The organism is Streptomyces sp. NPDC054770, from assembly GCF_053611985.1.
In genome coordinates, this window is sequence record NZ_JBSHBL010000033.1 from 80,133 (window position 1) to 102,271 (window position 22,139).

General features: G+C 70.1%; 6 protein-coding genes and 1 pseudogene. 4 read left to right on the forward strand and 3 right to left on the reverse strand.

Going from position 1 to position 22,139, the window contains the following annotated elements:
* Positions 1-10 precede the first annotated feature (10 nt).
* The 4 genes and pseudogenes from ACWGKQ_RS26835 (at position 11) to ACWGKQ_RS26850 (ending at position 19,062) form a co-directional block, all read left to right on the forward strand.
* On the forward strand, positions 11-985 hold the full coding sequence (locus ACWGKQ_RS26835; protein WP_453294508.1) for a methyltransferase: 975 nt from the start codon (positions 11-13) through the stop codon (positions 983-985).
* A complete protein-coding gene (locus tag ACWGKQ_RS26840) occupies positions 973-12,405 on the forward strand; it encodes an SDR family NAD(P)-dependent oxidoreductase (protein WP_453294509.1) in 11,433 nt (3,810 codons plus the stop codon). The genes ACWGKQ_RS26835 and ACWGKQ_RS26840 overlap by 13 nt, the downstream gene beginning before the upstream one ends.
* 22 nt (positions 12,406-12,427) lie before the next feature.
* Positions 12,428-17,956, forward strand: a pseudogene (locus tag ACWGKQ_RS26845) (SDR family NAD(P)-dependent oxidoreductase); the annotation flags it as partial.
* A complete protein-coding gene (locus ACWGKQ_RS26850; protein WP_453294510.1) occupies positions 17,953-19,062 on the forward strand; it encodes a glycosyltransferase in 1,110 nt (369 codons plus the stop codon). The pseudogene ACWGKQ_RS26845 and the gene ACWGKQ_RS26850, both read left to right, overlap by 4 nt.
* A 17-nt stretch (positions 19,063-19,079) precedes the next feature.
* On the opposite strand, the gene ACWGKQ_RS26855 is transcribed toward ACWGKQ_RS26850, so the two are convergent.
* The 3 genes from ACWGKQ_RS26855 to ACWGKQ_RS26865 all read right to left on the reverse strand — a co-directional run bounded on the left by ACWGKQ_RS26855 (position 19,080) and on the right by ACWGKQ_RS26865 (position 22,095).
* Positions 19,080-19,931, reverse strand: coding sequence for an HAD family hydrolase (locus ACWGKQ_RS26855; RefSeq protein ID WP_453294511.1), 852 nt, complete (start codon positions 19,929-19,931; stop codon positions 19,080-19,082).
* A 16-nt stretch (positions 19,932-19,947) separates the two neighbouring features.
* Positions 19,948-20,715, reverse strand: coding sequence for a thiamine biosynthesis protein ThiG (locus tag ACWGKQ_RS26860; RefSeq protein WP_453294512.1), 768 nt, complete (start codon positions 20,713-20,715; stop codon positions 19,948-19,950).
* A 90-nt stretch (positions 20,716-20,805) separates the two neighbouring features.
* Complete coding sequence (locus ACWGKQ_RS26865; RefSeq protein WP_453294513.1) at positions 20,806-22,095, reverse strand: lysine N(6)-hydroxylase/L-ornithine N(5)-oxygenase family protein; 1,290 nt, start codon at positions 22,093-22,095, stop codon at positions 20,806-20,808.
* Positions 22,096-22,139 lie beyond the last annotated feature (44 nt).

The following is a 22,139-nucleotide window of genomic DNA, read 5'->3' on the forward strand; positions in this document are numbered from 1 at the left end:
GACGTACCAGGTGAACACCAACGACCTCGTGGCCCGACTGACCGCGATCACCGACTTCGTCACGCCGTTCGCGGTCCAGGCGGCCTGTGAACTCGGGATACCGGACGCGATCGGCGACGTTCCCGTGCCGGTCGAAGAACTCGCAGAGCGTGTGTGCTGCCAACCCGAGCCGTTGCGCAGACTGCTGCGCACCCTGTCTCGCAAGGAGATCTTCGTCGAGGTCGAGCCAGGCAGTTTCGGACTCGGGACACTCGGGCACCTGCTGCGCACCGAGCACCCGGCGTCCTTGCATGCGGCCAACCTGCCGTGGCTGCCGAGAATCCAGGCACTGAACAGCCTCGCGTACAGCATCCGCACAGGTAAGTCGGCGTTCGAGCACGTGCACGGGGTGACCGTGTGGGAGTACCTGGCCACTCATCCCGAAGACAGCGCCTTGTTCGACCGGCAGATGCGGTCGATCTCCGGCTTCGAGGCCACATCGCTGCTCCGGTCCTACGACTGGCCATCGGCCGGAACCGTGGTGGACGTCGGCGGTGGAGACGGCTTGCTGCTCGACGCGGTGCTGCGCGAACACACCGGTCTCAAGGGGGTCCTGGTCGACCTGCCACAGGTCGTGGGCAACGCGGTCGGACCGTTCGACACGGTGGCCGGCGACTTCTTCGAGATGGACCTGCCCGGCACAGGCGACCTGTACGTGCTCAAACGGATCGTCTACGGATTCGCGGACGACCAGGTGCTTCGGCTGCTTGCCAACGTCAGGGCGGCGGCGCGCACGGGCGCGAAAGTGCTCGTGGTCGAGCCGTTCAGCTCCGATACCGCCGACGAGCCGTACTTCACGCACCGGGTGGACCTGCAGATGCTGGCCTGCCCGGGCGGCAGAGTCCGCTCGGAACGCCGGTTGGGCGAGCTGCTGGAGACCTCGGGGTTCACCGTCACCCGGACCGTCGCGTCGGCCACACCGGCGATAGAAGCGTGCGCCAGGTGAGCGGCGCCGCGATCGTCGGCGTTGCCTGCCGGCTGCCCGGCGCCCCGAATCCGTCGGCACTGTGGGAGTTGCTGGACAGCGGCCGTGACGCGGTCGGCCCCGGCGTGCGCCCCGAACACAGCGGGGCCGTCGGTGGGTTCCTGCCCGCAGTCGACGAGTTCGACGCCGACTTCTTCGGCATGTCCGGCGAGCAGGCCGCCGCGACGGATCCGCAGCAGCGGCTGCTGCTGGAACTGGCATGGGAGGCGCTGGAGTCGGCCGGCATCGTGCCGGAAACGCTGCGGGGCAGGCGGATCGGCGTGTTCGTCGGTGCGATGTCCGACGACTACGCGAAGGTCGCCACCGCGTTCGACGCGTCCCGGCATTCGGCGACGGGACTCGGCCGGGGACTGCTCGCCAACCGGATCTCCTCCTGGTTCGGCCTGACCGGACCGAGCCTCACGGTGGACACCGCACAGTCCTCGTCGCTGGTCGCAGTGCACCTCGCCTGCGAGAGCCTGCGGTCGGGGGAATGCGAGATCGCTGTCGTCGCCGGGGTGAACCTGCGGCTGAGCAGGCACAGCCTGCTGGTGGCGGACAGGATGGGCACGCTCTCCGCCGAGGGCCGCTGCCGTACGTTCGACGCGCGTGCCGACGGCTACGTACCGGGGGAAGGAGGCGTTGCCCTTGTCCTGAAACCGGAGTCGGCGGGCGGCCTGTGCGTACTGCGGGCCTCCGCGGTCAACAACAACGGTCCCACCGACAACATCGCGCGCCCGGACCGGTCGGCACAGCAGGAACTTCTCCGGACCGCCTACGAGCAGGCGGGCATCGATCCCGCTGATGTCCAGTACGTCGAGCTGCACGGATCGGCCACACCCAGCGGTGACGTCGCCGAGGGCAACGCGCTGGCGGCGTTCCATCCGAGCCCTGACCCGCTGCACGTGGGGTCGGTGAAGACCAACATCGGACATCTCGAAGGGGCCGCCGGAATAGCCGGGCTGCTCAAGGTCGCCCTGTGTGTCGGCAGACGCAGGCTCGTGCCCAGTCTGAACTTCGACACACCCAACCCGGCCATCGACTTCGCCGGCGGCAACCTGCGGGTACACACCGAGTCGGGGGCATGGCCGCGCCCGGACCGGCCGTTGGTCGCCGGTGTCAGCTCGTTCGGCATGGGCGGCACGAACTGCCACGTCGTGGTCACCGAGGCGGCGGGCGACCGCGGCGTCCCGGAAGTACCGGAAGTGCCGGAAGTCCCGCACCCGATTCCCTTCGTCCTGTCGGCCGGCTCTCCGCAGGCGCTGAGCGACCGGATCGACCAGCTCAGGCGGCATCCCGGTGACTCCCTGGACGATGTCGCGTATTCGCTGGTCACCACCCGCACCGCGTTCGACTGCCGGGCGGTGGTCCTCGCGGGTTCCCCGGACGAGCTCGCGGACGGCGGCCACGTGGTGCGCGGCGAGGCCGGCACCTCGGGCCCGCCGGTGTTCGTGTTCCCCGGCCAGGGCACACAGTGGCTCGGCATGGCATCGGACCTCATGGGATTTCCGGCTTTCGCGTCGCAGATGACCGCCTGCGCCGATGCGCTGAGGCCCTACCTCGACGGTGACCTCGTCGACCTGCTCGGTGATCCGGCCGCGCTGGACCGGGTCGACATCGTCCAGCCACTGCTGTTCGCGGTCATGGTGTCGTTGGCCCGACTGTGGCGTTCGCACGGCGTCGAGCCCGCGGCGGTGATGGGGCACAGCCAGGGGGAGATCGCCGCCGCGTACGTCGCCGGCGCGCTGTCGCTCCCGGACGCCGCACGCGTGGTCGCCCTGCGTGCCAAGGCGCTGCGCCGTGTCGCCGGCACCAGCGGCATGGTGTCGCTGCCGATGTCGGCCGACGAAGTCACCGCACTCGGCCATGACGTGTCGATCGCCGTGGTCAACGGCCCGCACTCCACGGTGGTGTCCGGCGAACACCAGGCGCTGGAACGGCTTCTCGCCGACGAGCCGCGGGCCCGTCGTCTGCCGGTGGACTACGGTTCCCACTCGAAACACGTCGACGGCGTCCGCGACGAGCTGCTCACGGTCCTGTCCGGGATCCGGCCGCGTGAGTCCTCGGTCCCGTTCTACTCGACCGTGACCGGCAACCGGATCGACACCCGCGAACTGGACGGCGCGTACTGGTACCGCAATCTCCGTGAGCCGGTGCTGTTCGAGCAGGCCGTTCGCCGGCTGCCGAACGCCACCTTCGTCGAGGTGAGCCCGCACCCGGTGCTGACGGTCGCGGTCGACGAGATGCTGTGCACCTTGCGCCGGGACTGCGACGGCCCACGACAGTTCCTGACCGCGCTGGCCGAGGCGTATGTGCGGGGCGTGCCGGTGGACTGGACGACCGTGGTGAGCGGACGCTGGGTGGAGCTGCCGACCTATCCGTTCCAACGACGTCGGTACTGGCTGGGCGTCGACCAGCCGGTCCCGGACGTATCGGTCACCACGGATGTCGCGGGCTTGGTTCGCGCCGAGATCGCGGCGATGGTGGGGCCGGTGCCGGTCACCGGCGCCATGACGTTCAAGGAGTTGGGCTTCGACTCCGGGATGGCGATCGGCCTGCGCAACCGCCTCGCCGCGGCCACTGGCCTGCGGCTGCCCGCGACCATGGTGTTCGACCACCCGACCGTCGACGAACTCACCGATCGGATCCGGGCACTGCCGGCCGGGAGCGATACGAGGGTCGTCCCGAGCGACCCGGTCGTCCCGGGTGACCCGGTCGTCATCGTCGGCATGAGCTGCCGCTATCCCGGCGGCGTGCGCTCCCCGGAGGACCTCTGGTCGCTGGTGACGGAGGAGGTCGATGCCATAGGCCCCTACCCCTCCGACCGAGGCCCGGCCGCCGGCAGCTGGCTGGGAGGTTTCCTCGACGACGTCACGGGATTCGACGCCGACTTCTTCGGTATCTCGCCGCGGGAGGCGGCCGCCATGGATCCTCAGCAGCGGCTGTTGCTGGAGATCTCGTGGGAGGCTCTGGAGCGGACGGGCATCGACCCGACCTCGTTGCGTGGCAGTGACACCGGAGTCTTCGTCGGGCTGATGCCGTCCGACTACGGCCCCCGCATGCACGAGTCAGCCCCGGGCCACCGGGGCTACCTGCTCACCGGGGCCGCGCCGAGCGTCGCCTCCGGCCGGATCGCGTACACCCTCGGCCTGGAAGGTCCCGCGCTCAGCGTGGACACGGCGTGCTCGTCCTCGTTGGTCGCGCTGCATCTGGCCGCCAGGTCACTGCGGGACGGCGAATGCCGACTGGCTCTGGCCGGCGGTGCCACAGTGATGGCGACCCCTGGCATGTTCGTCGAGTTCTCCAAGCAGGGCGGCCTGGCACCCGACGGACGCTGCAAGGCGTTCGCCGCGTCCGCCGACGGCACGACCTGGGCCGAGGGCGCCGGAATGGTCGTGCTGGAACGGTTGTCCGATGCCCGCCGCAACGGCCACCGGGTGCTCGCCGTGCTACGAGGATCCGCCGTGGGGCAGGACGGAGCGAGCAACGGTCTCACCGCGCCGAACGGTCCGGCACAGCAGCGGGTCATCGAGCAGGCGCTGACCGAGGCCGGCCTGTCCACCTCCGACGTCGACGCCATCGAAGCACATGGAACCGGTACCGCGCTGGGCGACCCGATCGAGGCCGCGGCGCTGATCGGCGTGTACGGACGGCGTGACCGGCCGCTCTGGCTGGGGTCGCTCAAGTCGAACGTCGGGCACGCGCAGGCGGCGGCCGGGGTCGGCGGAGTGATCAAGACCGTGATGGCGATGTGGCACGGTGTCCTGCCGAGAACCCTGCACGTGGACGCGGCCACGCCACATGTGGACTGGGAGGCCGGCTCGCTGCGGCTGCTGACGCAGGCGCAGCCCTGGCCGGACACCGGTCGGCCCCGCCGGGCGGGTGTGTCGTCGTTCGGGATCAGCGGCACCAACGCCCATGTCGTGCTGGAGCAGGGGCCCGCCGAGACGGAAGCGGACGAGCAGGATCCTCCGGCCGTCGTGCCGATGGTGGTCTCCGCGCACAGCGCGCGGGCGCTCACAGATCAGGTGGGGCACCTGCGACAGCACCTCTCGCAGGGCCGGTTCCGCCCGGTGGACGTGGCCTGGTCACTGGTGCACACACGGGCCTCGTTGCCGTATCGCGCCGTGCTGGTCGGCGACGACACCCGGCTGCCGTTCTCGGCGCCGGTCGACGGCCGGCCGGTGTTCGTGTTCCCCGGCCAGGGATCCCAGTGGGTCGGGATGGGGCGCGAGCTGCTGGCCACCAGCGAGGTGTTCCGCGAGCAGATGCTGGCGTGCGAGCAAGCGCTCGCACCGTACGTCGACTGGTCGCTGACCGAGGCTCTGGAGGGGCCGCTGGACCGGGTCGACGTGGTCCAGCCCGTCCTGTTCGCGATCCTGGTGTCGTTGACCGCCGTGTGGCGGTCGCTGGGCGTCGAACCCGCTGCCGTCGTCGGACATTCACAGGGCGAGATCGCGGCGGCCCATGTCGCCGGTGCCCTGTCGCTCGACGACGCCGCCAAGATCGTCGCGCTGCGCAGCCTCGCGCTGCGGCCGTTGTCCGGAACGGGCGGCATGGTCTCCGTACCGCTGCCGGCCGATGCCGTCGCCGAGCGGTACCCGCGGGTCCACATCGCCGCCGTGAACAGCCCGTCCGGCACGGTGGTCGCGGGCGACCTCGCTGCGTTGGCAGAGGTGGAGGGGCGCACGATCCCGGTCGACTACGCATCCCACACGCCACACGTCGAACGACTGCGCGAAGAACTGCACGACCTGCTGTCGGACGTCTCGCCGCGGTCCAGCCGAATCCCGTTCTATTCCACGGTCACCGGGGATCTGCTGGACACCACCGGGCTCGACGGCGACTACTGGTATCGCAACCTCCGCAGCACGGTCCACTTCGAACGCGCGGTCCGCAAGCTCGCCGAACACGGCTACCAGCTGTTCATCGAGCCCAGCCCCCATCCGGTGCTCACCGTCGCGGTCGAGCAGACCCTGGACGACTGCGCCACGGTGGGAACGCTGCTGCGGGACGACGGCAGTTGGACGCAGCTGCTCGACTCGGTCGCCCAGGCCCATGTGTACGGAGCGGACGTGGACTGGGCCCCCTTGCTCACCGCAGGGCGCCGCGTCGACCTGCCGACCTGCGCTTTCCAGCACAAGCCGTTCTGGCTCGAAGCGAGCCCCGAGCGCGGCGAGACCCCGGCACCCGCCGAGTCGGACGGAGTGCTGGTCACCGAGACCTATTCGCAGGCCACGCATCCTTGGCTCACCGACCACGTCGTGACGGGCGAGGTGCTGCTGCCGGGCGCCGTCCTCGTCGAGCTGGCCCTGCGCGCCGGTCGGCGTGCCGGGCGCGGCAGAATCGAGGAACTCACGCTTCTGACGCCGGTCGTCGTGCCGGATCACGGGGCCGTCGAAGTGCGGATCCGGGTGTCGGAGCGACGTGAGCTCACCATCCACTCACGAACGTCACCGGATGACACCTGGACCGAGAACGCCACGGGCACCCTGGGCCGGGCGACCGTGCCCTCATCGGACCGGCTCGACGTGTGGCCGCCGACGGGGGCGACGTCCCTCGACGTGACCTACGACAGGCTCGCTGCCTTCGGGTACGACTACGGCGATGCCTTCCGCGGCCTGCAATCCGCCTGGCGGCTCGGCGACGACATCTACGCCGAGGTCGCGGGCGCCGCGGTACCGCTCGACTCGGCGCTGCATCCTTTGCTGACAGGGCTCCTCCTGCCGTTCTCCTGGAGCGGAGTGCAACTGCACGGTGATCTGGGCTCTGCCACCCGCGTCAGATTGCGCCCCGGTGGTGAGGTGCTGGTCAGCGACCCCACCGGGATGCCCGTTCTGACGGTCGACCGGCTCGTGCTGCGCCCGCCGGCGCGGGAGTTGCACGGCATCGAATGGACCGAGGTCCCGCTGACCGGCACGACGACGGGCTTCGTGCTCGAATCGGTCGAATGGGATTCCTCCGGCGACGTGCCGGCGGCGACCCATGACGCCGTTCGCTCGGCACTCCGTTTCGTCCAGGACTGGCTCGCCACCGAGAAGCCCGGTCTGCTGGTCTTCTCGACCCGTCAGGTGGCCGACCCGCCCGTGGCGGCTGTCTGGGGCATGCTCCGAACCGTGCAGGCCGAGCACCCCGGACGCCTGGTCCTGATCGATACCGACGGGAAGTCCGACCACATTCTGGCGGCCGCGGTCGCGACCGGCGAGCGGGAGCTCTCACTGCGTGACGGCAGGGCGTACCGGCCGACCGTCGCCGCGGTGCCGACCGGCACTCCACGGCCGTTCGACCCGGGCGGCTGCGTGCTGATCGCCGGAACCGGCACGCTCGGCGGCCTGGTCGCCCGCCACCTCGTGACCGGACACGGGGTGCGGAAACTGGTTCTGGCCAGCCGTCGCGGGCCCGATCCCGCGCTGGTCGCCGAGCTGACGGCGTCGGGGGCCGAGATCACTGCGGTGGCCGCCGATCTCGGTGACCGGGCACAGGTGGCGGACCTGCTCACCCGGCATCCGCCGACGACTGTGATCCACACTGCCGGCCTGCTGGCGGACGCGACCGTCGAATCGCTGACACCGCAGGCGCTCGACACCGTGCTGCGGCCGAAGGCCGACGCCGCGTGGCACCTGCACGAACTCACCGCCGACCTGAACGCCTTCGTACTGTTCTCCTCGGTGGTCGGCACGACCGGAAACCCCGGCCAGGCCAACTACTCCGCCGCCAACGCCTTCCTCGACGCACTCGCCGGACACCGTGCCCGCCAGGGTCTGCCGGCGACCTCCATCGGCTGGGGACTCTGGGCCGAACCCAGCGGCATGACCAGCCGCATGTACGACGGTGGTCTCAACCGCACCGGTCTCGAGCCACTGCCGACCGAACAGGCACTCGCCCTGCTGGACAAGGCACTGACCAGCGAGCGGCCGCACCTGCTGGCGGCACGCCGGGCCGAGACCGCACCGGCCGCGCAGCACGGCGGACCGCCGGCGATGCTGGATCTCGTACGTGCCGCGGCCGCGGCCGTCCTGGGGCATGCGGAACCGGAAGCCGTCGACCCCGACCGGGCGCTGCGTGAACTGGGCTTCGACTCCGTCACCGCACTTGAACTGCGCAATCGCCTGTCGGCCGTGGCCGGCAGGCGCCTGCCGGCCACGATCGTCTTCGACCATCCCACGGTGCGCGGGCTCGCCAAGCACCTCGTCGGCGACGTTGTCACCACGGCACCCGTGCAGCGTTCCGCAGTCGATGATCCGGTTGCCGTCGTCGCCATGGCGTGCCGCTACCCCGGCGACATCGGTTCACCGGACGACCTGTGGCGGATCGTCGCCGACGGTGTGGACGCGATCTCGGAGTTCCCCGCCGACAGGGGCTGGGATCTGCATGCGCTCTACGATCGCGACCCGGACCGGGCCGGCCACACCTACACCCGCCACGGCGGCTTCCTCGCCGGTGCCGACCGGTTCGACCCGGACTTCTTCGGCATGAGTCCACGTGAGGCGCTGGCGACCGACCCGCAACAGCGACTGCTGCTGGAGACGGGGTGGGAGGTGTTCGAGCGGGCAGGGATCGATCCGAGCACCTTGCGGGGCAGCGACACCGGAGTGTTCGTCGGCGTCATGTACGACGACTACGGTTCACGGCTCGGGCCGGCGCCGGACGGGTTCGAGGGCTTCATGCTCACCGGCAGCCACCCGAGCGTCGCCTCCGGCCGGATCTCCTACACATTCGGCCTGGAAGGTCCTTCGATCACCGTGGACACCGCGTGCTCGTCCTCGCTGGTCGCCTTGCACATGGCGGCTCGGGCACTGCGCGATGGCGAATGCGGCCTCGCGCTCGTCGGCGGCGCGACCGTGATGGCCACGCCCACGGCGTTCATCGAGTTCGGCCGGCAGCGCGGCCTGTCACCCGACGGCAGATGCCGTGCCTTCGCCGCGTCGGCCGACGGAACCGGATGGGCCGAAGGGGCGGGAATGCTGCTGCTGGAACGGCTGTCCGACGCCCGCCGCAACGGGCATCCCGTGCTCGCGCTCGTCAAGGGCAGTGCTGTGAACCACGACGGCGCCAGCAATGGTCTGACCGCCCCCAACGGCCTTGCGCAGCAGCGGGTGATCAGGCAGGCGCTCGCCGATGCCCAGCTGTCCGCGACGGATGTCGAGGCTGTCGAAGCACACGGCACCGGGACCGTGCTCGGTGATCCGATCGAGGCCGACGCGCTGATTGCCGTGTACGGCCGGCGGGACCGCCCCCTGTGGCTGGGGTCGATCAAGTCCAACATCGGGCACACCCAGGCGGCGGCGGGGATCGCGGGCGTCATCAAGATGATCATGGCTATGGGGCACGGCGTGCTGCCGAAGACGCTGCACGCGCAGGAGCCGTCACCGCATGTCGACTGGACGGCCGGCAGCGTGGAACTGCTGACCGAACACCGGACCTGGGACGGTCCGCGCCGGGCCGGCGTGTCGTCGTTCGGTATCAGCGGCACCAACGCCCACGTCATTCTGGAGCACATGGCGCCCGACAAGGCGGACGCCGGCCCGTCGTCGGACACGGTCCCCCTGCTCTTGTCGGCTGTCGACGACGCCGCGCTGAGAGCGCAGGCGGCTCGGTTGCGTGATCATCTGCGCGAATCCGGCACGTCGCCGGCCGATGTCGCGTTCACGCTCGCCGGTCGGCAGATGTTCGAACGTCGTGCCGCTGCGGTCGGCGACCGTACGCAGCTGATCGCCGCGCTGGACGCCATCGCCGCGGACCGACCGGCGGCCGGTGTCGTCCGAGCCGGTGCCCGATCGGACGGTGCGGTGTTCGTGTTTCCCGGGCAAGGCGCCCAGTGGACCGGCATGGCGCTGGAACTCGTCGAGTCGTCAAGGGTGTTCGCCGAGTGGATGACCAGGTGCGGTGAGGCGCTGGCGCCGCATGTCGACTGGGTGCTGCTCGACGAGCTCGGCGGCCCCTTGGACCGGGTCGACGTCGTCCAGCCCGTGCTGTTCGCGGTGATGGTGTCGCTGGCCGGACTGTGGCGTTCGTGTGGCGTGGAACCCGTCGCCGTGATCGGACACTCCCAGGGGGAGATCGCAGCGGCGTTCGTGGCGGGCGGTCTGACGCTCGCCGACGCGGCGCGGATCGTCGCGCTGCGCAGCAAGGCGCTGGCCAAGCTGTCCGGCCGGGGCGGAATGGTGGCGGTGTCGGCCCCGGCGGACGAGCTGGCGGACTGGACAGTGGCCGCGGTCAACGGGCCCTCCTCGACCGTGGTCTCGGGAACCCCGCAGGAGTTGGACGAGTTGATCGCGTACTGCGACGGCAAGGGGATCCGCACCACCAGGATTCCGGTCGACTACGCCTCGCACTCCGCGCAGGTCGAGGTGCTCGAGTCGGAGCTGGTGCGGGCACTCGCCGACATCAGGCCGCGTACCGGGTCGATCCCGTTCTGCTCGACCGTCACCGGTGACCTGGTCGATACCGCCGAACTCGACGCCGGGTACTGGTACCGCAATCTTCGCGGCACCGTGCGGTTCCATGACGCGGCAAGCCGTGTCGACGGCGCCTTCATCGAGGTCAGTCCGCACGCCGTACTGGTTCCGGCCATGGCGGACGCGACGACCGTAGCGACCCTCCGCCGGAACGACGGCGGCTGGGACCGGTTCCTGCAGGCGCTTGCGCAGGCCCATGTCCACGGCGTCCGGGTCGACTGGCGTTCGTTCCTGAGCGGACGGCATGTGCTGCTGCCGACCTACCCGTTCCAGTGGCAGCGGTACTGGCTGCTGCCGGACGGCCCGCGGCAACCGGCCCGGAACCAGCGGTACGGCGTCGTCTGGCGGCCCATCGCGGACCGTCCGGGTCGGCTGCCGGGGAAGTGGCTGGTACTTGGCGCACCGGACGACCATGTCACCGATTTCTGCGTGACGGCGCTGGAGAACGCCGGCGCCGTGGTGGAAGCCGGTGGTGCCATCCCCGAACGGCGGGATTTCGACGGGATCATCTGCGTGCAGGACCCCCTGACCGTGTTGCAGGCCGGAATCGACGCCCCGATCTGGCTGGTGACCGCCGGCGCGGTGGCCGTCGACGACACCGAGGACCCGGATCCCGTGGGAGCCATGACCTGGGGCCTGGGGCGTGTCGCGGCGCTGGAGTATCCCGGGCGGTGGGGCGGCCTGATCGATCTGCCGGCGCGACCCGATGCGACGACGGGCGAGCTGCTCGCCCGCGTGCTCGCCGGTTCCACGGCCGAGGACCAGGTGGCGATTCGGGGATCGGGGCTGCTGGGCAGGCGGATCGTCCCTGTCCAGGCGGCCACGGACGGGTCCTGGTCGCCCAGCGGAACGATCCTGGTCACGGGAGGAACCGGAGCCGTCGGCCGCCACCTCGCCCAGTGGCTGTCGGACAACGGTGCCGAGCGGGTGGTGCTGCTCGGGCGCAACGCCGGCGCCGTGGCCGACGACGCCGTGGACTGCGACGTCACCGACCGGGCGGCACTGGGCCGGGCGCTGGCCGGGTACGAGATCGATACCGTGATTCACGCGGCGGCGGCGATGGACCTGGCCCCGATCGCGGACACCACTCCCGAACTCTTCGCCGAGATCACCGCGGCGAAGGTCACCGGTGCCGTCAACCTCGCCGAGTTGCTCGACGCCGAGCTGGTCTTCTTCTCGTCCATCGCCGGCGTCTGGGGTGCGGTCAACCACGCCGCCTACGCCGCCGCCAACGCCTACCTGGACGCCTTCGCACAGCGACTGCGCAGGTCCGGTCGGCGGGCTGTCTCCATCGCTTGGGGAGTGTGGGACGTGGGCGCCGTGGCGGAGCTACCGGACGTCGCGAAGTCCCTGGAGCAGGGCATGGGACTGCTGTCCCCCAAGGCCGCGTTGGCCGAGTTGGCGGCCGTGCTGGCCGGTGACGACCCGGTCGCCGTGGTGGCGGACGTGGACTGGGACCGCTATGCCCCGGTGTTCTCCGCGAGCCGTCGGCGAGCGCTGTTCGACGAGTTGGTGCCCACCACGACGGAGAGCCGCACTGATCTGTTGGAGACGATCCTCGCCCAGGCGGCCGCCCTGCTCGGACACCGGTCGGCGGCGGACGTCGACCCGCACAAGCCGTTCGTGTCCGCCGGATTCGACTCGTTGCTCTCGGTCCAGCTGCGCAACAGGCTCAGCGAGCGGACCGGGGTCGATCTGCCGACGACAGTGGTGTTCGACCACCCCACGCCCGCCGCGCTGGCCGACCACCTGATGGGCCGGGAACTGGACAGTCAACTCGACGGACTGGAAAAACTGCTGGCGGGCAGGGAGCTTCCCCGGCACGTCGCGGCGAGGCTGCGTCAGCTGCTGCGCGCCGGCGAACCCGGGCCCGATGACCACATCAGCGACGAGGACATGTTCGATTTGATTGACAGCGGCTTGGAGGGGCGGGCCGATGGCTGACGAACAGCGACTGCGTGCCTACCTGCGCAAGGCGACCACCGAGCTGCGCCAACTCAGGCAGCAGTCCAGTGAACCGGTGGCCGTCATCGGGATGGCCTGCCGGTTCCCGGGCGGCGTGAGGTCGGCCGAGGACCTCTGGTCACTGGTGGCGCAGGGCCGGGACGCCATCGGCGACTTCCCGGCCGACCGGGGATGGGACCTGGACACGCTCTACCGGACGACAGAGGTCCGGCAGGGCGGGTTCCTCGACGGCGCGGCCGAGTTCGACGCGGAGTTCTTCGGGATCTCGGCACGCGAGGCGCTGGCCATGGACCCGCAACAGCGCCTGCTGCTGGAGTGCGCCTGGGAGGCTGTGGAGCGCGCCGGAATCGACCCGTTGTCACTGCGGGAGAGCAGGACGGCGGTCTTCGTCGGTGTGAACCATCAGGAGTACGGGGCGCCGTTGTGGCGGGCGCCCGCCGAGGTCACCGGCCACCTCGTGACCGGTGTGGTGCCCAGCGTCGCCTCCGGGCGGATTTCCTATGCGCTGGGGCTGGAGGGCCCTGCCGTCACCGTGGACACGGCGTGCTCGACGTCCTTGGTCGCACTGCACCTGGCCGTGCAGGCACTGCGGGCAGGCGAGTGCGACCTGGCCATCGTGGGTGGCGCCACGGTGATGGCGATGCCGGGACCCCTCATCGAGTTCTCCAGGCAGCGGGCGCTGTCGGTGGACGGCCGGTGCAAGGCGTTCTCCGCCGAGGCGAACGGGATGGCGATGGCCGAGGGCGCAGGACTCGTGGTGCTGCAGCGCGCGTCCGATGCCCGCCGCCCACTGGCGTTGATCAGGGGCAGCGCGGTCAACCAGGATGGTGCCAGCAACGGCCTGACCGCCCCGAACGGGCCTTCGCAGCAGCGGGTGATCCGCGCGGCTCTGAACAGCGCGGGCCTGTCACCGTCCGATGTGGACGCGGTGGAGGCGCACGGCACGGGTACCGAACTCGGCGACCCCATCGAGGCGTCCGCACTCGCCGACGTCTACGGCGGCGGTCGGTCGCCGGACAACCCGCTGTGGCTCGGTTCGGTCAAGTCCAACATCGGACACACCCAGGCCGCCTCGGGTGTCGCGGGCTTGATCAAGACGGTGATGTCGCTCCGTCACGGGCTGCTCCCGAAGACTCTGCACGCCGAACGACCGACACCCCACGTGGACTGGCAGAACTCTGGTCTGGCACTGGTGCGCGAGCCCTTGCGACTGTCTGCCACACACATCGGTATCTCCTCGTTCGGGATCAGCGGCACGAACGCCCATGTGATCGTGGAGCGGGCCGAGGAGCCCGCCGAGGCCGTCACCGGCGTGGGACCGGTGCCGTGTCTGCTGTCCGCCCGGACCGCTCGCGCACTGCGCGAGCAGGCACGGCAACTGCGGGAGCACGTCGAACGGAGTCCCGACACCGCCTTGACGGCACTGGGTTCGGCGCTGGCCACGACACGCTCGCACTTCGCACGCCGAGCCGTGATCACTGCGCGGGACCGTGCCGACCTGGTCGCCGGCCTGGACCGGCTCGCCAACAGTGCCGACGACTCGGAGCCGGTGACCGGGGGCGCCACGGCGTTCGTGTTCCCGGGCCAGGGAACACAGCGAACCGGTATGGGAGAGGAGCTGTATCGCACGAGTCCGGTCTACGCGGCCGCGTTCGACGCGTTGTGCGCCGAACTCGACCGGCATCTGCGCAGGCCGCTGCGCGAGGTGATGTCCGGCCCACTCGACCGGACGGAGTTCGCCCAGCCGGCACTGTTCGCGGTCGAAGTCGCGATGTACCGGCTGCTGGAGTCCTGGGGGGTCCGGCCGGACTTCCTGATCGGGCACTCGCTCGGCGAACTGGCCGCCGCCCACGTGGCCGGGGTGATGTCACTGGCGGACGCGGCAGAGGTGGTCGCCGTTCGGGCCCGGCTGATGCAGGATCTGCCGGCCGGCGGTGCCATGATCGTGCTCGGTATGGAGGAGCGCGCGGTCGCCGGCCTCCTGGCCCCGTTCGGCGGCCGGTTGTCGATCGCCGCCGTGAACGGCCCACAGTCGACGGTGGTCTCCGGTGACGCCGACGCCATCGCGGAACTGGGCGTCGACGCGACGGAACTCAAGGTCAGCCACGCGTTCCACTCACACCGTGTGGAACCGATGCTGGACCGCTACCGTGACCTGCTGGCCGGGGTCGGACTCCGGCCGCCGACAATCCCGATCGTCAGCAACCTGACAGGTGCGGTCGCCGACCCGGACGAACTGTGTTCGCCGGACTACTGGGTACGGCAGGCACGCGATGCCGTCCGGTTCCACGACGGCCTGAAGTCGCTGCTGGGCAAGGGCGTTGGGGTGTTTCTTGAGGTCGGGCCGTCCGGTGCGCTCCAGGTCGCCGAAGTGCGCGGGACAGTCATCACGGGTGCGCTGGACCTGGACCATCTGGTGGCGGCGGTCGGCAGGGCACACGTGCTCGGCGCGAAGGTGGACTGGTCACGGATCCTCGGGCGCCACCACGTCGATCTGCCGACGTATCCCTTCCAGCGCAGGAGCTACTGGCTGGCGCGACATGCCGCCGCGGCACCGCGTGACCATCCGTTGCTCAGGGGCGCCGACGGCGGCAGCACGGTGTTCGAGGGGGAGGCCAGTGCCACGACGCAGCCCTGGCTCGCCGACCACGTCATCGACGGGACGACGGTGGTTCCCGGTACCGCGTTCGTCGAACTGGCCACCTGGATCGACAGGTCGGTCGACGAACTGACCATGGTCGCGCCGCTCGCCCTGGAAGACGGGGCGCACTTGCGGATCGTCGTCGACGGCCGGTCGCTGACGATCAGTTCGCGACCGTTCGCCGCCTCACGCGACGCACCGTGGACCGTCAACGCCGTCGGCACGTTCGGTACCGTCACCGCTGCCGGTACCGACAGCACGGCCGGGTTCGACCTGGCAGCCTGGCCGCCCGCGGATGCGTGCGAGGTCCGACTCGACGGCTACTACGAAAGCCTGGGCCAGGAAGGGTTCGCCTATGGGCCGGCGTTGCGTGGACTGACGGCGTTGCGGCGCGGCGGTACCGCCGTCTTCGGCGAGGCGTGTCTGCCGGACGGCACCGACCCGCGCGGCTACGGCATACACCCGGCGCTGCTGGATGCCGTGCTGCACGGCGCCCGGCTTCTCATGCCGCCCGGTGTCCCCTTCTCCTTCACCGGGATTCGGATGTTCCGGCCGGCCGGCGGCGCCATCCGGTTCCAGCTCAGTCCGGTCGACGGCGGTGTCAGGGTGCTCGTGGCCGACACCGAAGGCAGGCCGGTGCTCCGGATCGACCGGGTGACACTCCGCGAGACCGGCGGAGCAGCACTGTTCACCCTGGACTGGACGCCGATACCGGCCGGCCCGCCGGAACGGGACATCACCGTTGTCAGCGGGGAACTGCCGCACCTGGTACCGCAGATCCAGGAATTCCTGGCCGGTGAGCGGTCGCGGCTGGTCGTGGTCACCCGCCAGGCCGAGGACTGGAGGCAGGCGTCGGTCTGGTCGATGATCAGATCGGTGCAGGCAGAACACCCGGGCCGGCTGGTGCTCGTCGACACCGATCAGGAAGGGAGCCTGCTGGCGGAGGCCGTGGGCACCGGTCAGCCTCAGGTGGCCATCCGTGACGGGAAGCTCCTTTCACCACGCGTGGTCCGCGTGCCTCCCGGTGGCGAAACCCGGCAGGCAACCGGGACCGTTCTGGTGACGGGTGCCTTCGGCGCCCTCGGATCCGCGGTCGCCCGGCACCTGGTGACCCGGCATGCGGTACGTGACCTGCTCCTGGTCGGGCGCCGAGGGGACGCCTCGCCCGGTGCCGCCGAGCTGATCGGGCAACTGCGGGAACTCGGTGCCGATGTCACGACGGCCGCCTGCGATGTCGCCGATCGGGAGGCCCTGGCCGAAGCGATCGAGTCGGTGCCGCTCGGCGGGGTCGTGCACGCCGCCGGCGTGCTCGACGACTCCGTCTTCTCCGGGCTGACGCGGGAACGGTTCGACCATGTGCTGGCGCCCAAGGCCACCGGCGCATGGAACCTGCACGAGCTGACCAAGGACCGCGACCTGTCCATGTTCGTGCTGTTCTCCTCGGCGGCTGCCACGCTCGGCAACGCGGGCCAGGCCAACTACGCGGCGGCCAACGGTTTTCTCGACGGACTCGCCAGACACCGCCACGCCATGGGTCTGGTTGCGACCTCGATCGCCTGGGGGCCGTGGGACAGCCCGACCGGGATGACCGCGCGGCTGACCGACGGCGACATGGCGCGGATCGGAACGCCGAAGCTCTCCACGAAGGAGGGTCTGCGACTGTTCGACGCGGCCCTGGCCAGTGGACTTCCCACCGTCGTCGCTTACGACCCGGGCCGGCGCATACCGCGTGAAGTGCCCGCCGCCCAGGATCTGACGAGCAAGTTGGCCGGTCTCGCCAAGCACGACCAGCACCGGTTGCTGGTCGACATGGTCAGCCGGGACAGCGCCTCCGTGCTGGGACTCGACGCGCCGGACCTGGTCGGTGAGCACAGCAGTTTCCGCGACCTCGGGTTCGACTCGCTGATCGCGATCGAGCTGCGGAACCGGCTCAGCGGCCGGACCGGTGTGCGACTGGCGCCCACGGTCGCGTTCGACCACCCGACACCGGCGGCCCTGGCCGCCCACATCTGGTCCGAACTGGCCGGCACTCCGCTGGACCTCCCCGCCGTCCGAGCCGTGGCCCCGGACGCCGCACCCAGCGAATGGCAGGTCGAGCGGTTCGACCTCGACGGCTACCTCCGGCGGATCGGCGTCGACCGGCAGGGACTGGGGCCGACGCCGGCCACACTGCGGACGCTGCAAGCGCGACAGATGGCCGCCATAGGTTTCCACAACATCGATGTGCTGCTCAGCCGGCCGATCAGTCTCGAACTCGTCGACGTGCAGCGCAAACTGCTGGCCCCGAACAGCGGCGGCACCTGCGCCGAGCACAACATGATGCTCGCCGCGGCGCTGGAACTGCTGGGATTCACGGTGCGGAGGATCTCCGGCCGCATCAGGAACGGCACCGACATCGTCAGGCCGCTGACGCACATGGCGCTGCTGGTGGAGATCGACGGACTGCCGTGGCTGGTGGACGTGGGGCTCGGCGGCGAGGGGCCGACCGAACCGGTTCCGATGCACGGCGGCGACATCGTCGGGACGCGGCCCTGGCGGTGGCGGGCGCTTCCGCTGCCGGACGGTGACAGCCTGCTCCAGGTCGAACACGGTGACGGCTGGTTCGACCTGTACTCGTTCAACGACCAGCCGCAGCACTACGTCGACTACCTGGTCGCCCACTACTACTCGGTGACGTATCCCGGCATCCCCTTCGCGAACATCCTGGTGGCGCACAAGATCGGCCCCGCGGAGCGGCATGTGCTGTTCGACGATCGCTACACCCGGTCCACCGCGGCAGGTGACGTGGTCAGCAGGCAACTCGATCCCGAGGAGCTGCCGGCCTTGTTGCGTGATGTGTTCGGGATCCGGCTGACCGAACAGGAACTGCAGAAGGTCGTGAACAGATGACGCGCATGTTGTTCATGTCACCACCGAATCTGGGTGCCGTGTTCGGCATGGTGCCCCTCGCGCAAGCCGCGGTCGCCGCCGGCCACGACGTCCTGTTCGGCACCTGCTCGACGGCCGTGCCGCTGCTGGCGCAGGCGGGCCTGAACGTCGTGGATGTCGCCCCGGACGGTGATTTCGCGGCACTCCTTCCGCGGGAGCGGCACGCATTCGCGTCCAATCGTCCCGATGCCGTGTCCGAGAGGTCCGGGGCGCCGCACTTCTTCGAGACGTTCGCAGACCTGATGCTGGCGGGCAGCAGGGAACTCGTCGCGCGGTGGCGTCCCGACCTCGTCGTGCACACCTCGCAGGCGCTCGTAGCGCGGCACCTCGGTGTACCGACGCTGTTCCACGGGATCGGATTCCTTCATCACCCGGACATGGTGTCGCCATGGCTGCGTGCGAAGTCGGCGCGCCGGCGGGGAATCTGCGACTTCGCCGTCAATGTCTCGCCGCCGAGCATGAGCGCGGTGGAGCCGTTCGGCCGGCCGATGCGGTACATCCCCTACAGCGGCGGCGGGGCACTCCCGGACTGGCTGTTCCAGCGCCTTCGGCGGCCACGGATCGCGGTGACACTGGGAACGGTCGCCCCCCGCTTCACCGGAACCCATCCGCTGCAATGGATTCTGGACTCGGCGGGGCAGGTCGACGCCGAGTTCGTGTTTGCGCTCGGCGGCGCCGATCCAGCCGGTCTCGGTCCACTGCCCGCGAATGTGCGAGCCGTCGCGTGGTTGCCGCTCGACGCGCTGGTGCGAACCTGTACCGCCGTCGTGCACCACGGCGGCGCCGGCAGCATCATGGCCTCGCTCGACGCCGGCCTGCCGCAACTCGTACTGCCGCAGGGGGCCGACCAGTTCGACAACACCGACGTCCTGATCCGCCGTGGGGTGGGCGTCACCTCGTCGTTGGACCGGCCGGCGGCCGAGGTGTTGCGCCGACTGCTCGACGACGAGCGGCTCGCCGCGTCGGCACGGCAGGTGCAGGCGGAGATGGCGGCCATGCCGACGCCGGCCGAGACCGTATCGAAGATCGCTCAGGACGTCGGCAGCGTCCGCACGCCGAAGGTGTAGCCGTGCTCGGGGCGCTGTCACGTCTGCTGACCGAGCGGGCCGGGCGGCGAGGCCGGCAGGGTGCCCCACTCCGGCTCCAGCAGCGGTGCGGGGGACGGCCGGAGATCCGGCTGGTGCGTGTCAGACGCGTAACCCGCCTGCGATTGCTCTCCGGTGGCCGACAGCGCCGGACATCGCCGTACGGCGGGGCGGAGCTTGAAGGTCTCCTGGTCGGCTATGTCGAGCAACGTCAGGGTCTTGTCCCGGCGCAGTCCTACCGCGGCGAAGTCCGGCACGACGTGGCGTGCCCCGGCCGTGCGCAGTGGCTGTGGGTCGAGCCGGCTCACGGCGACGCAGGCAGCTTCGGCAGCCACGGCCGCGCTGACACCTGCGGTGGTGTCCTCGAAGACCAGGCACGTCTGCGGTGTGACGCCGAGCCGGTCGGCCGCCAGGAGGTAGCAGTCCGGCGCGGGTTTGCCGCGTGCGGACTCGCCCCAGGTGACGGCGGTGGTGAACAAGCCGGTCAGACCGAGTGTGTGCAGCGCGTGGCCGGCCCGGTCCGCCGACGCGCCCGTGACGAGAGCCAACGGCACGCCTGCTGCGGCGAGTTGGCGCACGAGGTCGGCGGCGTACGGTACCGGTGAGAAGGCGAGGCCGGGTTCGGCCTCGCGGACCCGGCGCAGGACCTGCACGCGGTCGTGCGGGGCGAGGGACGCGAACACCGTCTCGACGGTGTGCTCGGGCGAGCACCCGTAGATGTGGGCAGCGAAGTCGGCTGCGGTGATCGTCAGCCCGGACTGGGCGGCCAGTGCGTTCCACAGGTCGGCGATGGCCTGGTCCGTGTCGATCAGGACGCCGTCCATGTCGAAGAGTACGGCGGTCAGTTCCACGGCAGTACCTGCGCGTTCAGCCGGCAAGGGGGGCGGGAAGACCCTGGCCGGCCGCGAGGCGCCCGGCGTACACCGCATGGCGCATCGACTCGGCGAGCACGGTGGGATGCGGGGCCCGCGCCACCGCGGTGTTGACGAGGACGGCGTCCGCGCCGAGCTCCATCGCGCGTACCACCTGGGCGGGTGTGCCCAGGCCGCCCTCGAGGATCACCGGAACGGAGACGGCGGCCATGGTGTCGCGGACGGCCTGCTCGTCGATGATGCCCCGGGCACTGCCCACCGGTGATGCCATGATGCGCAGCGCCGCGCAGCCGGCCTGTTCCAGTACGGCCGCGGTCTGCGGGTCGGGGAGGATGAAGGGGAGGACCTCGAAGCCTTCGGCGATCAACTCCGCGGCGGCCGTGACGGTCTGGGCGTTGTCCGGGAGGTTGTCCGAGGGGCGGACATCCAGTTTCATGATGTCGATGCCGTACGACTGCCTCAGCCTGCGGGCGGTGAGCAGTGCGTCCCGCCGGGAACGCGCGAAGGACGTGGTCCCGATCCACACATAGTCGTCGAGCCCGACGGCCTGGTCCAGGTCGGACATCAGCAGGCTGGGCCGGGTCTGCTCCAGGTCGAATGTGGTGATGAAGACGTCGCATGCCGCGACGCGCAGGACGTCGGCGACCAGCTTCGGGTCGGTGTACTGCTCGATCCCCAGGATCAGCCGGGAGCGCAGGGCACGCTCTCCCAGACAGAGCCAGGGCTCGGTGCCGACGTCCGTGCCTACAGCGGCTGATGACATGGAGATCTCCTGTTCGAAGGGGAGGGTTTCCTCGGAGGGGGAGGGCAGCCCCGGGGACTCTCCACCCGGCCGAGGCGGGGGCATCGGCCGCTAGGGAAGGCGGGGCTGCTCGTTCCGGCTCAGGTTCAAAGTGATGTCCTGCCGTCTGAGCGCGTAGTGGTCGCGGCCGAGAAGGCTGTTGATGATGACGGCGCTTCGCCATGCCGCCAGACTCAGATTGGGGTCCGCCACGCCGTGACTGCCGCGGGCCGCGTTCTGCACGAAGATCCTGCTGGTGTCCGGGCCGTCCCATGCGATCCGGTAGTCGCGCTCCACGATGTACTCGTCACCGGCGAGGGGCAGCCGGTCTCGCAGCGGCTCCATGAAGCGGGGCAGTTGTCGGTGAAATCCTGTGGCGAGCACCACGATCTCTGCTGTGGTGTCCCATTTCTCGCTCGTCACGACGTTCTGCAGGGAGCAGCTGAATCCGTCGCGGAGGCGTGAGAGGTCTGCCAGCTCGACCCCGCCCATGAGGCAGTGCCGGAACGCGTGAGGCGTCAAGTAGTCTATCTCGTACAGACGTTTGTATATTTTCTGGAGTAGTTGCTGGGATGTTCCGTGGTGGGCGGGGCTCTGCTGGGCGAGCAGCATGGACCGCTGCGTCCGGGACTTCTCGTGGAAGTATTCGACGAACTGCGGGTTGAACCACTCGCCCGAGAAGGGGGATTCGTCGAGTGGCGTGAATCCCCGTTGGCCGGTGACCCAGGTGAGTTGACGAGGGAGGCCCGCTCTTCCGGAGATCAGGTCCATGGCGATCTCGGCCCCGCTCTGTCCGCCGCCGACGAGAAGCACGTCCTTGTCCGTGAAGGAACGCCCGTGGTCCAGATGGTTCGCGGCGTGCCACAGGTGCGGGCCGAGGAAGGGGCGGGCGAAATCCGGAATACAGGGTGCCTGCCCGACGCCCAGCACCAGGTTGTCGGCGCTCCATGTCCCGGCAGTGGTCTGCACGACGAATCGCCGACCGTCGTGATCGACCTCTTGCACCGTTTCCTCCAGGCGCACGTCCAGCATTTTCGCCGCCCAGGTGAAATACTGATCGAATTCTTTCCGGGACACGTGATCCGCGTTCGCGATCAAGTGGCGGTAGAGACGTCCGTGCTCGTGCAGGAAGTTGAGAAAACTGAAGCGGCTTCGTGGATCGGCCGGTGTGACCAGGTCTTTGACGCCGCTGACCTGTAGTCGGGAATCGGACCACAGCAGGCCCGGGTGCCACGACACGGAGTTCCGCGATTCCAGGACGGTCACGGGCAGCTCGGGGATCGGTTCCGCCAGCGCGGCCAGGCTGAGATTGGCCGGCCCGGCGCCGATGCCGAGAACCCGCACGGGGCCTTTGTATTCCACGGCAGGAAATCCCCCTTGGAGCGGAGTGGCGCAGACGCGCTGTA